This window comes from Cupriavidus sp. BIS7 (genome assembly GCF_000292345.1).
Taxonomy (GTDB): Bacteria; Pseudomonadota; Gammaproteobacteria; order Burkholderiales; family Burkholderiaceae; genus Cupriavidus.
Genome location: NZ_ALOU01000005.1, coordinates 100,849 through 121,018, shown reverse-complemented (window position 1 = coordinate 121,018; position 20,170 = coordinate 100,849). Strand labels below are relative to the sequence as shown.

Genomic DNA, 20,170 nt, shown 5'->3' with positions numbered 1-20,170 from the left:
GTCATACGGCGACGCCTCCCTTGTTGGAAAGATTTCGGGTAGTTCTAGGCAACCGAAACGGACCAGTAGGTCCTGATGTTCATGAACTCGCGAATCCCCGCCGCAGCCAACTCCCGGCCATAGCCGGACTTCTTGGTGCCGCCAAAGGGAATGCGTGCGTCCGATGCCGTGATGGCATTGATGAAAGCCGCACCGCTCGTCACCCCCTTCGCCACAGTGAGGGCTCGTTCTGTTGACGAGGACCACACGCTCACCGAAAGACCGAAGGGTGTCGCGTTTGCAAGACGAATAGCATCTGCGTCGTCCTTTGCAATCGCAATGGCTGCGAGCGGACCGAACGTCTCCTCATCAAACGCCGCCATACCGGGGCCGGTATTGCCCAGAACAGTTGGCTCATAGAAGTTGCCAGGACCTTTGAGAGGCTGGCCACCAGCGAGAAGCACCGCCCCGGCCTCGAGAGACCGCCGGACCTGACGATCCAGCGCATCCCGAAGATCGCCGCGTGCAAGCGGCCCGATCTGCGTGCCGGCCACGCCAGGATCGCCAACGACCAGTGCGCGTGCGCCATTCACGAAGCGCTCGGTGAACTCCTTCGCAATGCCTTCGGAGACGATGAACCGCTTGGCACAGACACAGCTCTGCCCCGCGTTGTGGTAGCGCGCCTTCACTGCGGCCGCCGCTGCAGCCGGAACGTCCGCGTCATCGAGAACAATGAAAGCATCCGAACCGCCGAGCTCGAGCACGGACTTCTTTGACGCTCGCCCGGCGGCGGCCCCAACTGCGGATCCCGCGCGGTTCGAACCCGTCAGGGTTACCGCAGCGATTCGGTCGTCTTGAATCAGCCGGTCGATGACATCTGGTACATCCGGCTCTGCCACCACCATGGCTGTCACCACACCTCTCGGCAGCCCAGCGTCGACGAACAGTTGCTCCAGCGCCAAGGCGCATCCGGTCACATTGGGGGAGTGCTTCAGCAGCACGCCGTTGCCCGCGGTAATGGCTGGAATCGCGAACCGCATGACTTGCCAAACAGGGAAGTTCCAAGGCATGACCGCGAGCACAAGGCCAATTGGTTCGTAGCTCACCCACGCGTCAACTCCATCGATGTTGGCCTTCTCATCGGCCAGAATTCGAGCTGCGTTGTCGGCGTAATACGTTGCAGTGACTGCGGACTTCTCAAGTTCACCAGCCGCCTCTGCTTTGACCTTCCCCATTTCGGTTGTGACCAAGTCGGCAAACGTGGCGCTTTGGCGCCGAAGCTCATCGGCCAGTCGGCGAACGACCTCAACGCGCACGGATAGAGGTTGCTTACCCCATGCCTTGGCTGCCGCATAGCCATCGTTGACAGCTTGCTCGATCTGATTGGCGGACCACGATTCGTAGGTTTGCAGCGGTGCGCCGGTTGTCGGATTAAAGGTAGTGATGGATGTCGTCATGGCTTTGCGTCCTGCCAAATCAAGGGATAGTCGAATACTTGCGACCTGCGCGACTGCAGCGCGAGATGCAATGTGTCGTCAAGCGTGGTGGAAGAGCTGGGTGCAAAGCGTGTTGACCTGGCTGCCCTTCACGACGCACCGGTCCGCTGCCTCGCGCCATTTGGCAAAGTGTGGCGCGGCGCGGTGTGCATCGACGGCGGCTTGGTCCTCGTACAGCTCATAGAACATGAAGTGCAGCGGGTTCTTGATGTCCTGCGTCACGTCAAAGTACGTGCAGCCGGCCTCGTCGTTGAACGTCCGCTCGGCGTTCTCCTTGATGGCCGCGAGAAAGTCGTCGAGGCGTTCTGGATAGACATCGAGCGAGACGATAAGCGCGATCATGTTGCGTTCCTCTGGGGTTAGGCGAAAAGGAGTTCCGGCAATGCGGTGCCGGTTTCGGCGCCGAGCTTGACCAGGCTGCCCCACGTCGTGTCCGCGAGGGAGATACCGGTCTCAAGTAGCCGAGTCGTATTGCGGTCCTCAAGCTCGCCAGGGAAGAAAATCTCGTCGATGCCGTGAGCCGTCGGAACTGCCTTGACCTCATCAATCAACGCTTCCATGCGCTGTTCGAATTCGGCGAGAGGCATCATCGCCTTCACATCGATGGTAATCAGCAGGTGGCCGCAGCCACTGGTCTTGTTCGCCTCGTAGGGGCCGGCAACTTTCGAGCCGAAGTGACTGCCAGTCAGGACACCTGCGAGCACGTCCATCATGAATGAAATGACGTAGCCCTTATGCCCCGCCATGGGAAGAATCAGCCCGTGGATTGCATCCTTGGCGTTGGTCGTTGGAACGCCGTTCTCGTCTGCGGCCCACGTGTTCGGGATCTCTACGCCGCGCTCGGCTGCGAGGTAGATCTTCCCGCGGGCCACCGCCGTGTTCGCAATGTCCATGACAGCAACACCACGGCGACCGCCCGGCGCCGCAATCGACCAGGGGTTCGTGCCAATGCTCTTGGCACGCCCACCCCACGGGGCCATGGCCGGGCTTGCATTGGTAGCGAGCAGCGCAACGCAACCTTCCCTGGCCGCCATGCGCGTGAAATATGCCGCTGTACCAAAGTGGTTTGAGTTGCGAACGCCAACAGCGCTGATACCGTGCTCGCGCGCACGCTGGATACCAAGCTCAACCGCTTTCGCGGTCAGCACCTGGCCGATTCCATGGTGGCCATCCATGACGGTGATGGCCCCTCCGTCCATGACGATTTCCGGTTTGGAGACCGATGTCATGACACCGCTGCGCAGGCGGTCTACATACCAGGGCAGGCGGAGCATGCCGTGCGATGAATGGCCCCAGAGCTCCGCGACGACCAGGCTGTCCGCCAGCAGGTGCGCATCTGTATAGGGCACGCCCAGGGACTGAAGAATGGCTGAGCCGAACTGGGTGAGCTGTTCCGCTTGAACGGTGTGTGGCATTTAAATCTCCTGGAGATGCCGAATAACTGAAATCCGGCGGGTCTCGCCTCTCCGAAAAGGAGCGCGTCCCCGTTAGTGCTGCGTCAGCTTTTGCCGTGCTCAGATGCCACAGGATTGGTAACGCCCGTCGCCGTCAGCGTACGAGTCGCATCGACCGTGGCATAGATCCAAAGGATCTTCATGGGCCTGGTTTTCGAGAGGTTGCGGAAGCGGTGATTCACATTCGGCGGAATGAACGTCACGTCGTGCGGCTTGAGTTCGTACTCCAGCCCATCGATGTCGAGTACGGCCTCGCCCTCCATCAGCACAACGCTTTCCTGGCAGTTATGGCTGTGGAAAGGAATCTCCACGCCTGCGTCAAATGACGTGTAGCCCGTAATGAAGCTGGTCGTTCCCAGCTCTCGCGAAACCAGAGGCGTGGTCCGTGCGCCGCCGCCACGTTCGTGGGTCGGCAGTGCTTCGGGCCTCAACAGGACTGCACCGGATGGGGTCTTGTTGGTCATGGGGTATCTCCAATCAGAAGTAAGGGGTTCTGGCGACTAGAAGTACGCCTACTGGGAGCCGGGTCGCCTCAGGCGCTGGAAGCAGCCGATTGGGGGGTCTGGACATAAATCATTGGCCTGCGCGTCATGGTCAACGTGATCGCTGCGCCAACGACGAGCAACATGCCTGCAATACCGAAAGCCCAGTCATAACTGCCCGTAGCCGCGATGACATAGCCAGTGGCAATCGGCGCAATCAAACCGAAGAGGTTGCCGCCCATCACGACGAACGCCATTGCCTTACCAACATCGCGCGAGCTCGGAAGCAGGTCGTTCAGGAGTGCGAAGTTCAGTGACGTGGTGGATGCGATGCCCGTCAGCGTGATCGAGAAGACCACGAGCAGCGCCGTCAGATTGGTTATGAAGGGGACGGCAAGGATCACCGCACCCGTCATCATGGCGAGCGCCACAGCATTACGGCGACGGCCGGTAGCAACGCCACCGCGCTTGACGTAGACATCGCTTAGCCGGCCTGCCAGCACGCAGAGGATCACGGAAACCGCGTACGGCACAGCCGCGAACATCCCCGTCTTGGAAATCGAAAGATGCCGGGTCGCCTGCAGGTAGCTGGGCAGCCAGGTCAGGAACAGATACTGCGTGTAGACGTTGCAGCCTTGCGTCAGCGCGAGGCCCCACAAGGTCGGTGTCTTCATCAGCGCGCGAAGACCGTGGGCTTCCTGGCCTGCCGGCACATACGATTTGACCTCGCGCTCGCGCACGATCTTGTCGCGCTCTTCCTGGCCGAGCCAGAATGCCTTCTCCGGTGTATCAAAGAACGTCAGCCAGGCGGCAAGCCATACGAAGCCAATGCCACCCGCAATCAGGAAGGAAATGCGCCAACCAAAGTGGGCAACTAGATAGGCAAGCAGCACCGAGCAGATGGCCGGCCCCGCATAGGACCCGCTGTTGAAGAGTGCCGTCACGACACCGCGTTCACCGGCAGGAATCCATTGACGGATGACCTTGGCGCCCACCGGATTGCTGCATGACTCGCCCCCACCCATGACGAGGCGTGCCGCCAGCAATGCTCCGAAGCTCGTAGCGGCGCCAGTCAGCGCCGTTGCCGCAGACCATACGAAGATGCCGAAGCCGGCAATCCGCTTCGTACCAAAGCGATCGAGAAGTAATCCCATGGGCAGCAGGAACAGCGCGTAGCTCCAGATGAACGAGGAGAACAGGTAACCCATGCTGACCGTCGAGAGCTTGAACTCGGCGGCTATTGGTGCTGCCGCGATGGACAGTGCGATGCGGTCCATGTAATTGATCATGGCCAGCGTGAAAAGGAGGACGGCGATCCAGCCGCGGCGATAGGACATCATGGTCTCCTGTCGGGCACTTCAACTGCCCGTAAAGTATTTTGTGACTACAAAAAGCAGTAGTGGTCAAAAAAAAGGCGACGGAGTCGCCGTGGCTACAACATCATCAGCATCAGGTGGCTGTCGCCGCCGCCTCAGCCGTGAATACGTTGCCGGCGTGCACCTTGGACCGGCGGGCACCTTCGATATGCTCGCGCAGCAGTGTTGCCGCTTTCAGCAGGTCTTGATGGCCGATGGCGTCCAGAATGGCCAGGTGCTCCATGGACTGGATCTGCCGCGGTTTGCGCGCCCGGGCTTGTCGATACTCGACGAGCCGACGAAGCCGGTCCATCCGCCTTACCGACTGGAGGATGAAGCGGTTGCCTGACCACTTTGCGATGGTCTCGTGCAACTCGCTGTTTGCCTCGAACAATTCGATGGAAGTCATCGTCAGGTAACCACCGTCCACGATGCCTTGTTGTCGCCGGCGCAGTTCGGCCAATTCCACAGGATCGCAGCGAAACGACGGAGACAGAATGCCTGTCGGCTCAATGGCGGCGCGGAACAGGTAACTTTCCTCGTAAGCTTCGACCGAGTCGATCATGGGCAGGAATTGCCAGCCCTGGCCCACTTGCCGCTCCAGCCAGCCTTCCTCCTGCATCACCGACAAAACCTTGCGCAGGACACTGCGCGCCACGCCGTACTGGCGCATCAAGTCTGCCTCCGACACCACGTCTGGCAGCCGACGTGCAAGGCGGTCTTCGGCAATTCGCAGGTACAAGGGCTCGTCCGGCTCTTCGAAAAACTGTGCCGCGAGATCATTGAGTTCGCGTGCCGGCTTCGCCATGAAGAAGCCTCGGTTGTGGTCGTAGAACACCGCGCCAAGCTCCACCAGGTGACGTAACGCCACATTCACCGGAGTGCGGGACGTCCCGATTCGCTCGGCCAGGATGGATTCGGCGAGGCGTTCACCTTCCGCCAGATCGTCTCGTCTGGCCAAAGCAAGGATTTCCCTGGTGACTCGGGTCTGAAGCGGCGTCAATGGCATGGAATGGGACGGATGCAGATGTTCGACATGAGGCACGGAGTCGAGCGTGCCGCACGCAGCCGCGCGAGAACTCGCCCCTCCTGATGTCGATTGTGCCATTCCCACAGCAGTCTCCTTGATATGCCGATGTCTACGCCTTGCATCCTCGGGTTTACGCCGATGCCATGCCTCTTTGCGTATCGCTTTTTATGATCATAGAATGCATTACGGCGCAACGCAAGAAAGATCGTTTGCAGCCAATGGACATGTCGTCAGTTCGATGGCTCGCCATTGGTGCATGCCGGTGCGCCGTGCACGCACCAAGGCGCCATCTCTTCAACGGAAACCAGGAGACAGGGGAATGAACCCAGGAAGACGCCAGGCTATTCAGAATCTGGCCGCGCTGACGACAGCGCTCTACCAACTACCAACCGTCAACGCTATGGGAATCGAACCGACCGCTATGTACGCCTACGTGGGCTGCCGCACGACCAGGGAGCGCAATGCGCGCGGCAAAGGCATCAATGTCTACCGTGTAGATGGGAAGACAGGAGAGTGGAAACACGTGCAACTGGTCGAAGGAACGGACAATCCGTCGTTCCTTACGCTGGACCGTAGCCAGAAGTATCTCTATGCCGTCCATGGTGACCTGAGCCAAATCACCGCCTATTCGCTGGACCGCGCAACCGGCAAGCTCACGTTCCTGAACCAACAGAGCACTGAAGGTAAAAATCCAGCGCATCTCGTTGTCGATCCTACCGATCGATTCGTCATTGTCGGCAACTATGCGACCGGCTCTGTCGTCAGCTTGCCGATCCAGGCAGACGGTAGCCTTGGGCGAGTCAGCGACCTGGTCGAGCTTCCCGGCAAACCGGGGCCTCATCGTACGCAACAAGCCAGTTCTCACCCGCACGATGTGCCGTTTGACCGCAGTGGACGGTTCTTCATCGTTCCGGACAAGGGGCTTGACCGCGTCTTCGCGTTCCGTCTCGATTCCGTCAGCGGCAAAATCACGCCGGCGAATCCGCCCTTCGTCCAGGCGCGAGAAGGCGCGGGGCCGCGTCATGTCACATTTCATCCTGCCAAACCTCTGGCCTACGTGATGAACGAGCTTGACTCGACCATCACGACCTATCGTTACGACGCTGAAACCGGGGCACTGACTCCCGTCCAGATCGTCTCCACGATTCCGGAAAATTTCACAGGAGACAACACCGGCGCGGAGATTGAAATTGCTCGGTCCGGCAAGTTCCTGTTCGGTTCCAATCGCGGGCACGACAGCATTGTCACGATGCACGTGGACCCCGATAACGGCCTTCTCAAACCGGTCGCGTGGACATACACCCAGGGCAAAGGTCCACGGTTCTTTACGTTGGACCCAGTGGGGAGGATGGTCTATGCGGCCAACGAGAACAGTGACAGCGTGGTCGGATTCCGCATCGACGACGCGAACGGACAACTGACACCGTCTGGACTTGTACTCCAGACCGGCAGCCCTGTGTGTTTGGTCTTCGCCCGCACACAGTAACGCCCACCCCACGTTAGAAAAGAAAAGGTTCGACAGCAGGGATTGCCTGTCGAACCTTTGAAGTAGGAAATGCCGAGGAAAGTGCCGCCCGGACGGGAAGGAAACGGCATTCCCTGTGGAGCCTGTACAGATTGATCTTCAGAGCCGCCGCAAGAAGCGGCAGGGCTCATCGGGTAGCGCGCTCAACATCTGCGGTTCGCTACCCGCACCAGCATCAGAAGATGTGTCGGATACCGATGGCGGCGCCGAACATCGAGCTCTGGCCATTGGCGAGCGCGTAGTTGTTGACCGTAAGGCTGGTGGCATAGTTGCTTGCTGCCGATTCCATGGCCAGGCCGGCATTCTTTGCGTACGCCATCGTCAGGTAGACATCGGTACGCTTCGAGAACGAGTAATCGGCAATCAGGGCAAGCTGCCACGGGTTGGCGGCGTGGACATTGCCGCCGACGTTCTTCACGTTCTGGTAGTCATACTCGAGCGTGAAGTCCAGTGCGGAAGACAGCCGGTACTGGCCGCCCACCCAGTAGAAGTCGTCACGCAGGATCAGGTTGCCGTTCTGATCCTTGTTCTGGCCCCAGCGGTAGCCGCCCATGACCTTGGCCGTGCCATTGATGGCGAAGCTGCCCATGACGGCTGCCTTCTTGAAGGTGCCGCTGCCCGTGCCGATCGTCGGATTCCACTGGTCGTAGCCAACGCCTACGCCGAAAGGCCCGGTCAGGTAGCTCAAGCCTGCGCCATAGGCGGAGTCGCGGCGGAACGCCCCGGGCACTTCACCGGTGCTACCCGAAACCGGCATGCCGGGGGTGACCTGCGGCAGCGTCGTACCCACGCCGAACGACATGTTGGCCATTGCCGTGAGGCCGCCGAACACGCCGGTGTACTTCACCGTGTTGTCCTCGCGGAAGTTGGCACCGGCGATCACGCCGACCGGCTCATACTGGGTGGCATATCGCGCCGGGATAAAGTTGGCCAGCGTGGCAAACAACGAGTGGTATTGCCGACCGAATGTGACCTGGCCATATTGCGAGTCAAGGCCAACAAAGGCCTGGCGACCAAAGAGACGGCCACCTTGCTGCATCGCACCGGTATCGAGAGCGAAGCCGCTTTCCAGCACGAAGATGGACTTCAGCCCGCCGCCCAGATCTTCCGTGCCGCGAAGACCCCAACGCGAGCCGGAGTAGCCACCGGAGTCCTCGCGGACGACGCTATGGCCGGCACCGGGATTGAAGCCGTTGGCGGCCGAAGGCACGGCGGCGCCGACCTTATTGACGTACTCGATGTTGACATCGGCCACGCCGTACAGGGTTACGCTGGACTGCGCATTTGCTGCCCCACACGCACAAACGGCGGCCAAGGCAAATAACGTTTTTTTCACCAAAACTCCTCCACTTTCATCGCTATAGTTTTCAACCCGCGGCGCCCCGTTTGCCGTCAGCTGCGAACCTGGGGAACCATCTCAATCTACGAAGCGAGTGTGAGTTCAGGCGTGCCGGTGCGATGTACAAATTGGGACACTTGATAGCCATCCTGGGACACTCAGGGAAAACGCGATGGCGCACCGCCTCCGAGCCGCAGCGCTTACGAACGACGTCCATGTGGCGCGGCAAGCCGGGCTCGATCCCCGCAAACCGTTGAGCCGCGCCGGAATCAGCCTGTCGGCCTTGCTTGGCCTCGGTGATTTCCGCCGACGCCTTGCGCAATTTGCTGACCGAATCGGCGCGCGCCGCGGGCGTGGAAGACGTTGGCCTGCGCGTTGCCGAAACGCGACAGTTGACCGACCTCGGCCCCCCTTTGGCCTTGCGGTGCAGACGTGCAGTTCGGGAAAGGTGACGCCAGATGACCTTGGTGATCGCCATCCCGGCGATACAGGTAGCCCTGTGCCCCCCTTTGTGCCAACCCTTGATCGCTTCCGCCGACTCCTGCGTCAGTCCCGCTGTGATCGCGGCGGGGACAAGCGCGGCGCTGCGGTGACGGCCAGCGGCTGAACTACACTGAAACCGCATCGGAGCGCTTCGCATCGGCAATTTGCAACTCAGGGAGCCAATATGATTGATGCGCGCACCGGTCGACGTCTTTCTATTGACCATCCCGAAGCGGCAGAACGGTATCAACTTGCTGTTGACCGAATCCTCGGTTCTGAGACGGGCGCAGCGGTTGCCCTCGATCAGGCTTTGGCGCTGGACAGCAACTTCGCTCTGGCCCTTGCTGCGCGCCATATGCTTGCCAAAGACTCCGGGGCGGCGGACGCAGATTTCTTCAAGGAGCGTGCGCTACTGGCAGCACGCACTGCACAGCCCTGGGAGCGTGCGCATGTCTCCGCGCTGTTTGGCCTGCTTGAAGACCCCTACGCCAACCTTGCAGCGACTGAGGCCTACATCGCTGCCAATCCCGGCGACCTGCTGGTTATCTCGCAGCTTTGTGGTTACCTGATCTTCTACGGCGGTGCGCGCAAGCTTGAGCGCGTCCTGAATATCATGGAATCGGTCGATCCCGGTTTGCGGGATGATTGGGCCTGCCTCGCACGTCTGGGGTTCGCAGCCAGTGAGGCCGGTGATCAGAACCGTGGGCGTGCACTTGTCGAGCGAGCACTGCAGCAGCGCCCACAGGCTCTCTACGTTATCCATAGCTATGCGCATGTGCTGCACGACCAGGGTGAACCTGGAGAGTCAATGGAATTGCTCGGCAACTGGCTGAATGAGCACCGCCTGTCAGCGGAAGGCGGCGTTATGTATGGCCATGTGCAGTGGCACCTGGCACTGGCAGAGTGGCAGTTGGGGCTGACCGAGCAGGCATGGCAGCGCTACGAGCGTTACTGCGCACCAGAGACCACTCGCTGTGGTCCGGTGCTGACTCTGGCCGATTGCGGCGGCTTTCTGTTGCGTGAATACCTGCGTACAGGGGCTACGCGTCCGGTTTCATCCGCGGTTTCGGCCCTGTACGAGCGCTTCAATTCCATGCTGTCGCATCCGTTTGTGGCACTGCATCTTGCTGGAATTCAGGCATCGGCGGGCGATATTGCTGCGCTTGAACAAAGCAGGGCGGCTATCACGGCCAGGGAACCCAGCGATCAGACGCGGCTCTCGCTCAGGCTGGTTGATGCTGTCAGTCAGTATGCGAGAGGGCAGTACACGGAGGCAGCCAATACATTGAAGCTGATACCTGCAGACCAACGCGTTGGCGTCGGTGGAAGTCGTGTTGAACGGGTACTAATCGATCTGCTTGAAACGAGAGCCGTTGAGCTCGCGGCCTAGGTCGAAGCAGTCAATCGCCCGCGGCCTGTGAAAATGGTCGCGCCTATTCATTGCGCAAACGGCACACTTGCTATTCCTTCCGGATCACCTAGATTTCCAGAATCCCACTAAGTGGGATGGTTGGGAGCCCATTTGCCATTCAACGCTGGCCGCTGCTTTTGCGATCGACCCGGGAAGGACCCTCTCCGATGACGCGAGCCCACTTGCTTGATGCAGTAATCGGTTCAGAGCTGCCCACGTTGCAATCCGGGGCCGAGCTGGCGGCTTTTGAGGCCACGCCGTACGCCCAACGTATCCGGGCGCAGAGCACCTACGAGGCGCTGCGGCTGGGCGCGACCGCGAACCCGGACGCAGCGGCCATTCACTTCCTGTCGAAGGCCGACCCCGAGGAGACGCCCCTCACCATCTCGCACAGCCAGTTCTTCGCCCGCGTCACGCAGGCGGCCAACCTGTTCCACCAGCTTGGTGTCGGGCCCGAGGATGTCGTGAGCGTGCTGATGCCGCTGCTTCCACAGGCGTTCTGCGCGTTATTCGGTGCTCAGGCTGCGGGCATCGCCAATCCGGTGAATCCGATGTTATCGGCCGAGCAGCTGGCCGAGATTCTGCGCGCAGCGCGAACCAGGGTGCTCGTCACGCTCGGGCCGGTTCCCGGGTCGGACATCTACGCCAAGGTGCTGCAGATCAAGGACCGGCTGCCTGAACTGACAGCGATCCTGGTTGTTCACGGCGCTGGTGTTGACGCACCGGGAATGCACGACTTCGATGCGATGCTCGCGGGTTGCCCCGCTGACCGCCTGACCAGTGGTCGTTGCATCCGGCACGACGACACCGCGGGATACTTCCACACCGGCGGCACCACCGGCACACCCAAGCTGGTGCGCCATACGCACGGCAATCAGGTGTACCAGGCCTGGGCATTGGGGCTGATGCTGCCGCACGGGGGCAGCCCCTTGTTGTACGGACTGCCGTTGTTCCATGTTGGCGGCGCGTTGACGCAAGCGTTGGCCACGCTGGCGGGCGGTAGCGCGCTGGTGGTGCTGGGGCCGGCCGGCTGGCGCGAGCCTGAGGCCATCCCTAACGTCTGGCGCCTGGTAGAGCGCTACAAGCCCACCACGTTGGCCGCAGTGCCCACGGTTCTGGCAGCGGCGATCCAGGTGCCCGTCAACGGTGCCGACATCAGCAGCCTGCGCTACGCCGCCGGCGGCGGTTCGGCCGTCCCGGTAGCGGTGAGCCAGGCCTACGCGCAGCTGCTCGGCCTGCCCATGATCGAGGTCTACGGCATGACCGAGACCGCCAGCGCGCTGACCGGAGCCTACCCGCACCGGCCACTTCGGTTGGGTTCGGCGGGCCATGCCCTGCCATACAGCCGGGTGCGTGTCGTCAAGTTCGACCGCGATGGCCTCGCAGTCGGCGACTGCGCTCCCAACGAGATCGGCATTGTGGCAATGTCCGGGCCCGGGGTGTTCTCCGGCTACCTGAACGAGGCGCATAACCGGGATGCCTTCGTCGAACCGGGCTGGGTCAATTCCGGCGACCTCGGTCGAATCGACGATGACGGCTCGCTGTGGCTCACCGGGCGCGCCAAGGACCTGATCATCCGCGGCAGCCACAACATCGACCCGACGGCGATCGAGGAGGTGTTCTTTCAGCATCCGGGCGTGGCGCTGGCAGCCGTGGTGGGCGAGCCAGACGCCTACGCGGGCGAACTGCCGGTGGCTTTCGTGCAGCTGCGACCCGGCACTGCGGTCGACGCTGCCGAGCTGATCGCCTTTTTGAGAGAACGCACGCCTGAACGTGCCGCTGTGCCCGTGCACGTCTATTTCATCGACGCGATTCCGCTCACCGCTGTGGGAAAAGTGTTCAAACCAGCGCTGCGGTTCGAGGCAACGAAGCGCGCGGTGACCCGCATGCTTGCCGAGCTTGCGCCGCCCCCGGCCGAGATTGTCGTCGACGTCGGCCCGCACGCCGAACATGGCAGCCTGGTTACCGTGCGCGTCGGCGGCGTCGACATCGGCGCACGCGAGTCTGTAGCCAGGCAGATCGATTCCAGGCTTGACCCGCTGACAACGCGGCACGAAATCGTCTGGTTCTGAGGGGCGCGTGCGCGCGCCCCATCCAGTCTCGATGCCATCATCGCGAGGCTGCGCGGGCGGCGCGCCTCATCCCGCACACGTCCCTTGCCATGTGAAGCAACGTTCGCACGTTGCAGTGAAAAGGGGGTGCGCAGCCGCTGGCCAGGTCGTTCCACCGCCCGATGGATGTATCGGTCGCGGGCGATGCTGGCACTAGACTAAAGATCGGCGCCGATTCCCCATCCGTATCCGAGCAATGGTCAAGCTTGAAGGCATGGTCAGCTTCATCGCCGTAGTGAAGGCAGGCTAGATCAGCTATGACCAGCAACCCTACTGAAGCGCGCCGCTCTGTCCGCCTGTTCGGCGAGTTCCATCTCGACGGTGCTGACGCGCCCATGCCTGATGCGAGTTCCCCCCGCTTGCAGGCACTGCTTGCTTACCTGATTCTGCATCGGGACGCCCCCCAATCGCGCCAGCAACTCGCTTTCCTGTTCTGGCCGGATTCAAGCCAGGCGCAGGCGCGCAATGCATTGCGTCAACTGCTGTTTCATCTGCGCAAAACCTGGCCGCATGCAGCCCGGTTCGTCCAGGCCGATGGGCAAATGGTGCAATGGCTGCCCGATCCGGCGTTCGATCTCGATGTCGCGCAGTTTCAGGCTGCCCTGGCAGCCGCGGGGCGGGCCGCAAAGAGCAGTGACGCCGCCAATGAAGAGGAACTGCTGACGCACGCCGCAGAGTTGTATCGCGGCGACCTGCTAGCCAGTTGTTTCGATGAGTGGATAGCCCCGCAGCGCGATCAGTTGCGCGATCAGTGCATTGCGGCGCTCGTGCGACTCAGCCAGTTGAGTGAGGACAGACGTGACTACGCAAAGGCGTTGAAACACGCGCAGCAGTTGCAGCGGCTCGACCCATTCCGCGAACCCACGTATATGGCGTTAATGCGCCTGCATGCGCTGAATCACGATCTTGCGTCCGCATTGCGCACCTATCGCAGCTGTGTTGAAACGTTCGCGCGGGAACTCGGTGCCGTGCCAGGAGAAGCCCTGCGGGACGCGTATGCGCGGCTTGCTGTTCAGGCTGCGCCGTCGCAGCGCCAACGCCCACGGGACCCCTTGCTATCGATGATCGGACGCCATGAAGAATGGCGGCAGCTTCTCGAAGTGTGGCAGCGCTGCCTGCTTGGCGACAAGCAGTTCGCCCTGATCTCCGGCGAAGCCGGCATCGGCAAGTCACGCCTGGCGGAGGAACTGTTCGTGCATCTTTCCGGGCAAGGCTTTACCGCGGCGCGCTCGCGCGCGTACGCAGCAGAGGGGCAGCTTGCGTTTGCGCCGGTCACCGGATGGCTACGCAGCCCGGCGCTGGGCGAAGCGATAAGCGGACTCGACAAACTGTGGCTGACCGAAGTCGCGCGCCTGTTGCCAGAACTGCTGACGCAGCAACCCGGCCTTTCGCCGCCATCCCCGCTCACCGAATACTGGCAGCGCCAGCGGTTCTTCGAAGCGCTGGCGCGCGCTGTACTGGCGAAGGACGGCCCGTTGCTGCTGTGGCTTGACGACCTGCAATGGTGCGACGCGGAGACGCTTGAATGGCTGCGCTTTCTGATGCGCTTCGACGTGAATGCAAAGCTCCTCGTGGTTGCTACGGCACGGCATGAAGACATCACGCCATCGCACAACGTGAGCGGGCTGCTTGATGCCTTGCGGCGCGACGACCAGCTCACGGAGTTGTTGCTGGGCGCACTGGATGCCGCCGAAACTGCGAAGATCGCAGCCCAGATCATCAATCGGCCGCTGGCCGATGCCGAGGCAACCCGGCTATTCGAAGAAAGTGAGGGCAACCCCCTGTTCACGGTCGAGATGATGCGCGCCCGATCCGACCTCGCGCCGGCAGACTACACGCAGCGAGGAACGGTATCGAACCTGCCGCCCAAGGTTTACACGGTTATCTCGAGCCGGCTGGCGCAACTGTCACCCACCGCCCGGCATATCGTCGGCGTGGCGGCGATTATTGGAAGAGCGTTCACCGCCAATGTGTTGGCCCAGGCCAGCGATTTGGGCGAGGACGCCGTCGCAGACGCGCTGGACGAACTGTGGCAACGCCGCATTGTGCGCCAGCCAGACAGCGGGGGCATGGTCTTCGACTTCAGCCACGACAAGATCAGGGACGTGGCATACGCGGAGGTAAGCCCGTTGCAACGCCGGCGCCTGCATCAACGCGTGGCACGCGCGCTAGTGCAGGCGCCGGGCGATGATCCTGACGCTGCAAGCGCGCAGATTGCCGCGCACTTCGAGCAGGCGGGCCTGGCAACGGAATCGGCCGCTTACTATCGACGCGCAGCCAGCGTAGCGCAGAGTGTGTACGCCTATGACGATGCCATTGCGCTGTTGCAGCGCGGGCTGGCGCAAGCCGATCGGATCGTTGACCCGCAGGAGCGGGACCGGCAGTCGTTGGCATTGCAACTCGACCTTGCCCCGCCGATTCGCATTTCCCGTGGCTGGGCCGCGCCGGAGCTTGAAACGCCGCTGCGGCGAGCGGTGGAGCTCAGCAGGCAAGTCGGCGACATCGGTCAACAGGTACGTGCCCAGCTCAACCTTGCCTTCCTTCGCGTAGTCAGGGCGGAGTTTGCCCAGGCGAGGAGCCTGAGCGAGGAACTCATCGCGGGATTCGGCACGCAGGAGATGGGTACCTACGTGGCAATGGCGTGGACCAATGTGATGGGGACGCTGATCCAGCAAGGGGACTGGGAAGCGGTGGAGCCGGCGTATCAACGCGCGGCGGGCGCGTATGACGAAACCCAGCACGCCGAGCATGTGTCGTTGATGGGCGGCAACTTCGGCGTACTGGCAGCCGCGTGGTCCGCGCATGCACTCTGGCTCACAGGACTCGCAGATCAGGCCTTGCAGCGTGGGCGCGAAGCGCTGGAGGTGGCAAACCGGCTGGCACACCCGTTTTCCCAGGCGCTGGCGTTGGCCTATCTTGCAACGCAGCATGCCCTGCGAAGGGAGCACGGTCTCACGCTTCACTATGCGCAACAGGCGCACGAGATCGCCGATCAATACCACGTCGGTTACTACCTCGCCTGGGCGAACGTGCTGCTTGCCTGGGCAAAAGCGAAGCAGGTGCCAGGCGCCGGTGCCGCGGCGGAAGTGCAGGCAGCGATCGAAGGCTTTCGTGAAACCGGCGCACGCGTGCGGCTGCCGCTGTATCTCGGCCTGCTGGCGGAGTGTCTGGGTGACGTGGGCGAGACCGAGGCCGCGTTTGCCGCGCTGGATCAGGCGCTCGACCATGCGGAGCACACCGGCGAGCACTGGGTAGACGCGGAACTGTATCGCCTGCGCGGCGAGCTTCTTCTGCATGGCAGCGCCAACCTTGCCGAAGCCGAATCGTCGTTGATCAAGGCGATCGAGACCGCCACGGCCCAACGGGCTCACCCTTTCGAACTACGCGCCGCCATGTCGCTGGCGAAGTTGCGCGATCCGCAGGGTGGCATCAGCGCTCGCACGGTGATCGAGTCGGCACTCGGCAGGTTTACCGAAGGCTTCGAGCAGCCCGATATCGTCCAGGCGCGTGCGTTATTGGCGCGTCGTCATGATTGATCCGCCGGGGGCCAGCCGAGCCGGAAACTGGGGCAAATAACGGCTCGCCTAACGCTTTCCAAACACCGTGGTTGATACAACTCCTGCATGGCAACCGGCAGGAGGCAACCATGGAAGACTCTCTGAGGGAATCCGTCGCAACTGCGCTCAAACCGCAATTTCGTGGGCAACTGATTCAGCCCGGCGATGCGACCTATGACCAGGCACGTGCTGTGTACAACGGCATGATCGACAAGCACCCGGCACTGATTGCGCGCTGCACGGATGTTGCCGATGTCATTGCGGCGGTCAACGCCGCACGAGACGGCGGAATGCTGCTGGCCGTACGTGGCGGTGCGCACAATGGCGCTGGCCTCGGCACGTGTGATGGCGGACTGGTGATCGACCTGTCTCCGATGAAAGGCGTGTTTGTCGATCCAGCGCGCAACACGCTTCGGGTCGGTGGCGGCTGTACCTGGGGCGATGTCGATCACGCCGCCAGCGCCTATGGGCTGGCGACGCCCAGCGGGTTCCTCTCTACCACGGGCGTGGGCGGCCTGACGCTTGGCGGGGGCATTGGCTACCTCAGCCGCACCTTCGGCCTGACGATCGACAACCTGCTCAGTGCCGAGGTCGTACTGGCCGACGGGCGCGTGGTCAATGCAAGCAGCAGCGAGAACGCGGACCTGTTCTGGGCACTGCGCGGCGGTGGCGGCAACTTCGGGGTGGTCACGTCGTTCGAGTTCAAGGCCCATCCCGTCGCCACAGTCTATGGCGGCCCGATGCTGTGGCCGATGGACCAGGCGCGCGAGCTGATGAAATGGTGGCGCGAGTTCATCCTGACTGCCCCGGAGGACATCAATGGCTGGTTCGGCTTTGTTACGGTGCCGCCCGGGCCACCGTTCCCCGAGGCCGTTCACCTGCAGAAGATGTGCGCCGTGGTGTGGTGCTACACCGGCCCGCTCGATCAGGCAGAAGATCGCTTCAGGCCGATTCGTGATGCCATGCCGCCTGCGGTGGACTTTGCGGGCCCGATCCCGTGGCCGGTCTTGCAGAGCATGTTTGACGGACTGTATCCACCTGGCCTGCAGTGGTACTGGAAAGCCGACTTCGTGAGCGATCTGAGCGACAAGGCAATCGACCTGCACCTCAAGTACGCGCACCAGTTGCCATCGATGCACTCGACTATGCACCTGTATCCGATCAACGGCGCGGCGCATCGCGCGGGCCCCGGTGACACCGCGTTCAGCTACCGCGATGCGAACTTCGCAAGCGTGATTGTCGGCGTCGATCCCGACCCGGCCAACAACGACCGCATTGTGCAGTGGGCCAAGGACTACTGGCTGGCATTGCACCCGCATTCAGCGGGCGGCGGCTACATCAACATGATGATGGATGAAGGCAATGACAACGTGAAGGCCGCCTATCGCGACAACTATCCGCGACTGGCGGAGATCAAGCGCAAGTACGACCCGGCAAACCTGTTCCGCGTCAATCAGAACATCAGGCCCGCCTGACGTTGCGCCGAAAGGTTGCGCCTGCGTTGTCGTGCGCAGCAACGACACTCGATCCAGTCTGGACGGAACGATTCGTGGCGATGGGCATGCATCCGATACAATCCGGCGTGCTGGATCCAAAGGTCATCGAGTTCATCAGCATTGCAGTGGACGCCTCCTGCACGCACCTGCATGCGTCGGGCACGCAGCGTCACATCCGCAAGGCGCTTGAACTCGGGGCCACGCCGGAACAGATTACCGCGGTGCTGCAGCTTGTCAGCGTGCTGGGCATCCACACGATGAGTCTTGGCGGCCCGCTCCTGCTTGAAGAACTGGAGCGTGTACGCGACCAGTAGGATGCCGGGGACACTGGGGACACCAACGAGCGTGCCGTGGCGTGAGGGAGACAACACAAATGAACACCATGCAGAAGCAGATCACAGTCGCCCAGTTGGACGAACTTTCTCCCGGCCAGCGCAAGCTCGTCTTCGTCGACGGCCAGAGCGTCGTCCTGTTCAACATCGACGGAACGATTCACGCCATCGAAAACTCTTGTCCACACAGCGGGGCGTCGCTGGCAAGCGGCAAGCTGGAGGGAAGTGTTCTGCAATGCCCAGCCCACGGCCTGCAATTCGACCTGTCCAAGCCCTGTGACCCCGGCTCAAGCCTGTGCCTGCGCAAGTTTCCCGTCGAAGCGACCGAGGACAGTGTGAGGTTGCTGGTGGACCCTCCCGCCCCCTGATAGGAAATGCCGCGATGCAAGTACTGGTTGACGCAGACGCCTGCCCGGTTGTCGTCAAGGAGATGTTGTTTCGGGCCGCACAGCGCGTCGAAGTGTGCGTCACGCTGGTAGCCAACAAATTTTTGCGCACGCCGCCTTCACGCTTCATCAAGGCACTTCAAGTGCCCGCAGGCTTTGACGCTGCCGATGATCGTATCGTCGAACTGGTCAGCAGTGGGGACCTCGTGGTTACGGCGGACATTCCCCTTGCCGCCGCCGCCCTTGGCAAAGGCGCCTACGTGCTCGACCCGCGAGGGATCTGGTTTAGCCGTGAGAACATTCAGGAGCGCCTGACCATGCGAGAGGTGATGGACCAGCTCCGTGGCTCAGGCGTTGATACCGGCGGCCCAGCCCCATACACCACGCAGGATAGCAAGGCGTTCGCCGGCCAATTGGACCGATTTCTGGCGCGTCATGCGCCGCCACTTACGCGCACCTGAAGCGTGCTAGCCACAGCAACGCAGTTGGACCGTCCTTGATGATGGCCTCTGACTTCCGGGTTCGGCCAGAAGCGGTCATAGGCTGGCCGACCCGGATAGATCGGGACACGACCGGAGCGCACCATCAGCGACAAGGCGGGACTCAGATGTCGGCCTGCAACCTTCAATCCCTTCGTGATGACGCAAAAAAAGCCCGGCCATCCCTGGCCGGGCTGTGAGTACTACCCTCGTGAAACACTAGCGCGGGGCTCTATCCCTCAATCAGCCTGAATCCCGAATTCCTTCACGAGCTTCGTGTAGCGCGCCGTATCGGAAGCAATCAGCTTCTGCAGCACGGCGGGCTCGCCGCCCACGGGCGTCACGGCGATGGTTGCCATGCGCGCCATCACGTCGGGCTGTTTGAGGATCTCGTTGACGTGGCCGTTGAGCGTGCGGACGATCTCGGGCGGCAGGTTCTTCGGGGCCAGCAGCGCCTGCCACGCGCCGATCTCCACGTCCTTGTAGCCCAGTTCGGCCAGCGTCGGTACGTTCGGTGCAAACGGCGAGCGCTTCTGGTCGGCCACGGCCAGCGGTATCAGGCTGCCGTTGCCCACGTACTGCGCCACCGCGCCATAGGTGACGTAGGTCATCGGTACCTGGCCGCCCAGCACGTCGACGATCGCCGGTGCGGTGCCGCGATAGGGCACCTGCGAGATCTTCACACTGGCTGACTTGTTGAACATCTCGCCCATGATGTGCATTGGCGATCCGTTGCCCGGCGTTGCGTACGTCTCCACCTTGCCAGCCTTGGCGCGCGCCACCAGATCGCTCATTTTCGTGATGCCGGTGGTCTTGCTGACCACCACGAACAGCGATTGCGTGCCGATCTGCGCGATGGGCGTGAAGTCGTTCTGCACGTCGTAGTTCGCGCCCGTGCCAGCCTTCAGCACCAGCGGCGCGATGGACACGGTGTTCGGCGCAATCAGCAGCGTGTAGCCGTCGGCAGCGGTGCGCGCCACATAGGCGCTGCCGATGGTGCCGGCGGCGCCCGTGCGGTTTTCCACCACGACCGACTGCTTCAGGCGAGCGGCGAGCTTTTCCGCCATCAGGCGGGCCAGCACGTCGGTATCGCCGCCGGGCGGGTAGGCCACCACGATCGTGATCGGCTTGTTGGGATAACCACCCTGGGCCAGCGCCGGTGCGGAAACGCCAATAACAGCGGCCCCCAGCGCAATGCCGATGGCGGAGAGCATGGTGCGGCGGACATTCTTGTTCATGTTCGTGGCGCCTTTCA

At 62.1% G+C, this 20,170-nt stretch carries 16 protein-coding genes; 8 read left to right on the top strand and 8 right to left on the bottom strand.

Annotated elements, in window-relative coordinates:
- Positions 1–44 precede the first annotated feature (44 nt).
- The 6 genes from B552_RS0101600 to B552_RS27010 form a co-directional block, all read right to left on the bottom strand.
- Positions 45–1,436, bottom strand: a complete 1,392-nt coding sequence (locus tag B552_RS0101600) for an aldehyde dehydrogenase family protein (protein WP_019447244.1) — start codon at positions 1,434–1,436, stop codon at positions 45–47.
- A 78-nt stretch (positions 1,437–1,514) separates the two neighbouring features.
- Positions 1,515–1,817 carry a putative quinol monooxygenase gene (locus B552_RS0101595; protein WP_019447243.1) on the bottom strand — a complete coding sequence of 101 codons (303 nt, stop codon included), beginning with the start codon at positions 1,815–1,817 and terminating at the stop codon, positions 1,515–1,517.
- A gap of 17 nt (positions 1,818–1,834) precedes the next feature.
- Positions 1,835–2,890, bottom strand: coding sequence for an Ldh family oxidoreductase (locus B552_RS0101590; RefSeq protein ID WP_019447242.1), 1,056 nt, complete (start codon positions 2,888–2,890; stop codon positions 1,835–1,837).
- Between the two features lie 83 nt (positions 2,891–2,973).
- A complete protein-coding gene (locus tag B552_RS0101585) occupies positions 2,974–3,393 on the bottom strand; it encodes a cupin domain-containing protein (protein ID WP_019447241.1) in 420 nt (139 codons plus the stop codon).
- Positions 3,394–3,461: 68 nt separating this feature from the next.
- Positions 3,462–4,751 carry an MFS transporter gene (locus tag B552_RS0101580; RefSeq protein ID WP_237718141.1) on the bottom strand — a complete coding sequence of 430 codons (1,290 nt, stop codon included), beginning with the start codon at positions 4,749–4,751 and terminating at the stop codon, positions 3,462–3,464.
- Positions 4,752–4,860: 109 nt separating this feature from the next.
- Entirely contained in the window at positions 4,861–5,874 is a 1,014-nt protein-coding gene (locus B552_RS27010) for a GntR family transcriptional regulator (protein ID WP_237718140.1), read from the bottom strand.
- Positions 5,875–6,115: 241 nt separating this feature from the next.
- On the opposite strand from B552_RS27010, the gene B552_RS0101570 reads away from it, so the two are divergent.
- On the top strand, positions 6,116–7,282 hold the full coding sequence (locus tag B552_RS0101570; RefSeq protein ID WP_019447238.1) for a lactonase family protein: 1,167 nt from the start codon (positions 6,116–6,118) through the stop codon (positions 7,280–7,282).
- Between the two features lie 214 nt (positions 7,283–7,496).
- Here the strand turns inward: B552_RS0101570 and B552_RS0101565 are convergent, their stop codons facing one another.
- Positions 7,497–8,657 carry a porin gene (locus B552_RS0101565; RefSeq protein WP_026035194.1) on the bottom strand — a complete coding sequence of 387 codons (1,161 nt, stop codon included), beginning with the start codon at positions 8,655–8,657 and terminating at the stop codon, positions 7,497–7,499.
- Positions 8,658–9,327: 670 nt separating this feature from the next.
- Between B552_RS0101565 and B552_RS0101555 the strand changes: the two genes are divergently transcribed.
- The 7 genes from B552_RS0101555 to B552_RS0101525 all read left to right on the top strand — a co-directional run bounded on the left by B552_RS0101555 (position 9,328) and on the right by B552_RS0101525 (position 18,897).
- The gene (locus tag B552_RS0101555) at positions 9,328–10,533 is read left to right on the top strand and encodes a hypothetical protein (protein WP_035879258.1); all 1,206 of its coding nucleotides are present in this window, start codon (positions 9,328–9,330) and stop codon (positions 10,531–10,533) included.
- A gap of 188 nt (positions 10,534–10,721) precedes the next feature.
- The gene (locus tag B552_RS0101550) at positions 10,722–12,626 is read left to right on the top strand and encodes an acyl-CoA synthetase (RefSeq protein ID WP_026035193.1); all 1,905 of its coding nucleotides are present in this window, start codon (positions 10,722–10,724) and stop codon (positions 12,624–12,626) included.
- 296 nt (positions 12,627–12,922) lie between these two features.
- Positions 12,923–16,201: an AAA family ATPase gene (locus tag B552_RS0101545; protein WP_019447233.1), complete on the top strand. Its 3,279-nt coding sequence runs from the start codon at positions 12,923–12,925 to the stop codon at positions 16,199–16,201.
- A gap of 110 nt (positions 16,202–16,311) precedes the next feature.
- The gene (locus B552_RS0101540) at positions 16,312–17,697 is read left to right on the top strand and encodes an FAD-binding oxidoreductase (protein WP_019447232.1); all 1,386 of its coding nucleotides are present in this window, start codon (positions 16,312–16,314) and stop codon (positions 17,695–17,697) included.
- Positions 17,694–18,032 carry a carboxymuconolactone decarboxylase family protein gene (locus B552_RS27005; RefSeq protein ID WP_051003502.1) on the top strand — a complete coding sequence of 113 codons (339 nt, stop codon included), beginning with the start codon at positions 17,694–17,696 and terminating at the stop codon, positions 18,030–18,032. The genes B552_RS0101540 and B552_RS27005 overlap by 4 nt, the downstream gene beginning before the upstream one ends.
- Positions 18,033–18,100: 68 nt before the next feature.
- Complete coding sequence (locus tag B552_RS0101530; RefSeq protein WP_026035192.1) at positions 18,101–18,418, top strand: Rieske 2Fe-2S domain-containing protein; 318 nt, start codon at positions 18,101–18,103, stop codon at positions 18,416–18,418.
- 14 nt (positions 18,419–18,432) lie between these two features.
- Positions 18,433–18,897 carry a YaiI/YqxD family protein gene (locus tag B552_RS0101525; protein WP_019447229.1) on the top strand — a complete coding sequence of 155 codons (465 nt, stop codon included), beginning with the start codon at positions 18,433–18,435 and terminating at the stop codon, positions 18,895–18,897.
- Between the two features lie 257 nt (positions 18,898–19,154).
- Here the strand turns inward: B552_RS0101525 and B552_RS0101520 are convergent, their stop codons facing one another.
- Positions 19,155–20,129: a tripartite tricarboxylate transporter substrate-binding protein gene (locus B552_RS0101520; protein ID WP_051003508.1), complete on the bottom strand. Its 975-nt coding sequence runs from the start codon at positions 20,127–20,129 to the stop codon at positions 19,155–19,157.
- Positions 20,130–20,170: the final 41 nt, after the last annotated feature.

What these genes read in the sequence shown, in the direction of transcription:
- B552_RS0101550 (WP_026035193.1), top strand. Translation starts at nt 10,722, where the DNA reads ATGACGCGAGCCCACTTGCTTGATGCAGTAATCGGTTCAGAGCTGCCC.
- B552_RS0101590 (WP_019447242.1), bottom strand. Translation starts at nt 2,890, where the DNA reads ATGCCACACACCGTTCAAGCGGAACAGCTCACCCAGTTCGGCTCAGCC.
- B552_RS0101585 (WP_019447241.1), bottom strand. Translation starts at nt 3,393, where the DNA reads ATGACCAACAAGACCCCATCCGGTGCAGTCCTGTTGAGGCCCGAAGCA.
- B552_RS0101530 (WP_026035192.1), top strand. Translation starts at nt 18,101, where the DNA reads ATGCAGAAGCAGATCACAGTCGCCCAGTTGGACGAACTTTCTCCCGGC.
- B552_RS0101545 (WP_019447233.1), top strand. Translation starts at nt 12,923, where the DNA reads ATGACCAGCAACCCTACTGAAGCGCGCCGCTCTGTCCGCCTGTTCGGC.
- B552_RS0101600 (WP_019447244.1), bottom strand. Translation starts at nt 1,436, where the DNA reads ATGACGACATCCATCACTACCTTTAATCCGACAACCGGCGCACCGCTG.
- B552_RS27010 (WP_237718140.1), bottom strand. Translation starts at nt 5,874, where the DNA reads ATGGCACAATCGACATCAGGAGGGGCGAGTTCTCGCGCGGCTGCGTGC.
- B552_RS0101570 (WP_019447238.1), top strand. Translation starts at nt 6,116, where the DNA reads ATGAACCCAGGAAGACGCCAGGCTATTCAGAATCTGGCCGCGCTGACG.
- B552_RS0101520 (WP_051003508.1), bottom strand. Translation starts at nt 20,129, where the DNA reads ATGCTCTCCGCCATCGGCATTGCGCTGGGGGCCGCTGTTATTGGCGTT.
- B552_RS0101540 (WP_019447232.1), top strand. Translation starts at nt 16,312, where the DNA reads ATGGAAGACTCTCTGAGGGAATCCGTCGCAACTGCGCTCAAACCGCAA.
- B552_RS0101555 (WP_035879258.1), top strand. Translation starts at nt 9,328, where the DNA reads ATGATTGATGCGCGCACCGGTCGACGTCTTTCTATTGACCATCCCGAA.
- B552_RS0101580 (WP_237718141.1), bottom strand. Translation starts at nt 4,751, where the DNA reads ATGATGTCCTATCGCCGCGGCTGGATCGCCGTCCTCCTTTTCACGCTG.
- B552_RS0101525 (WP_019447229.1), top strand. Translation starts at nt 18,433, where the DNA reads ATGCAAGTACTGGTTGACGCAGACGCCTGCCCGGTTGTCGTCAAGGAG.
- B552_RS0101595 (WP_019447243.1), bottom strand. Translation starts at nt 1,817, where the DNA reads ATGATCGCGCTTATCGTCTCGCTCGATGTCTATCCAGAACGCCTCGAC.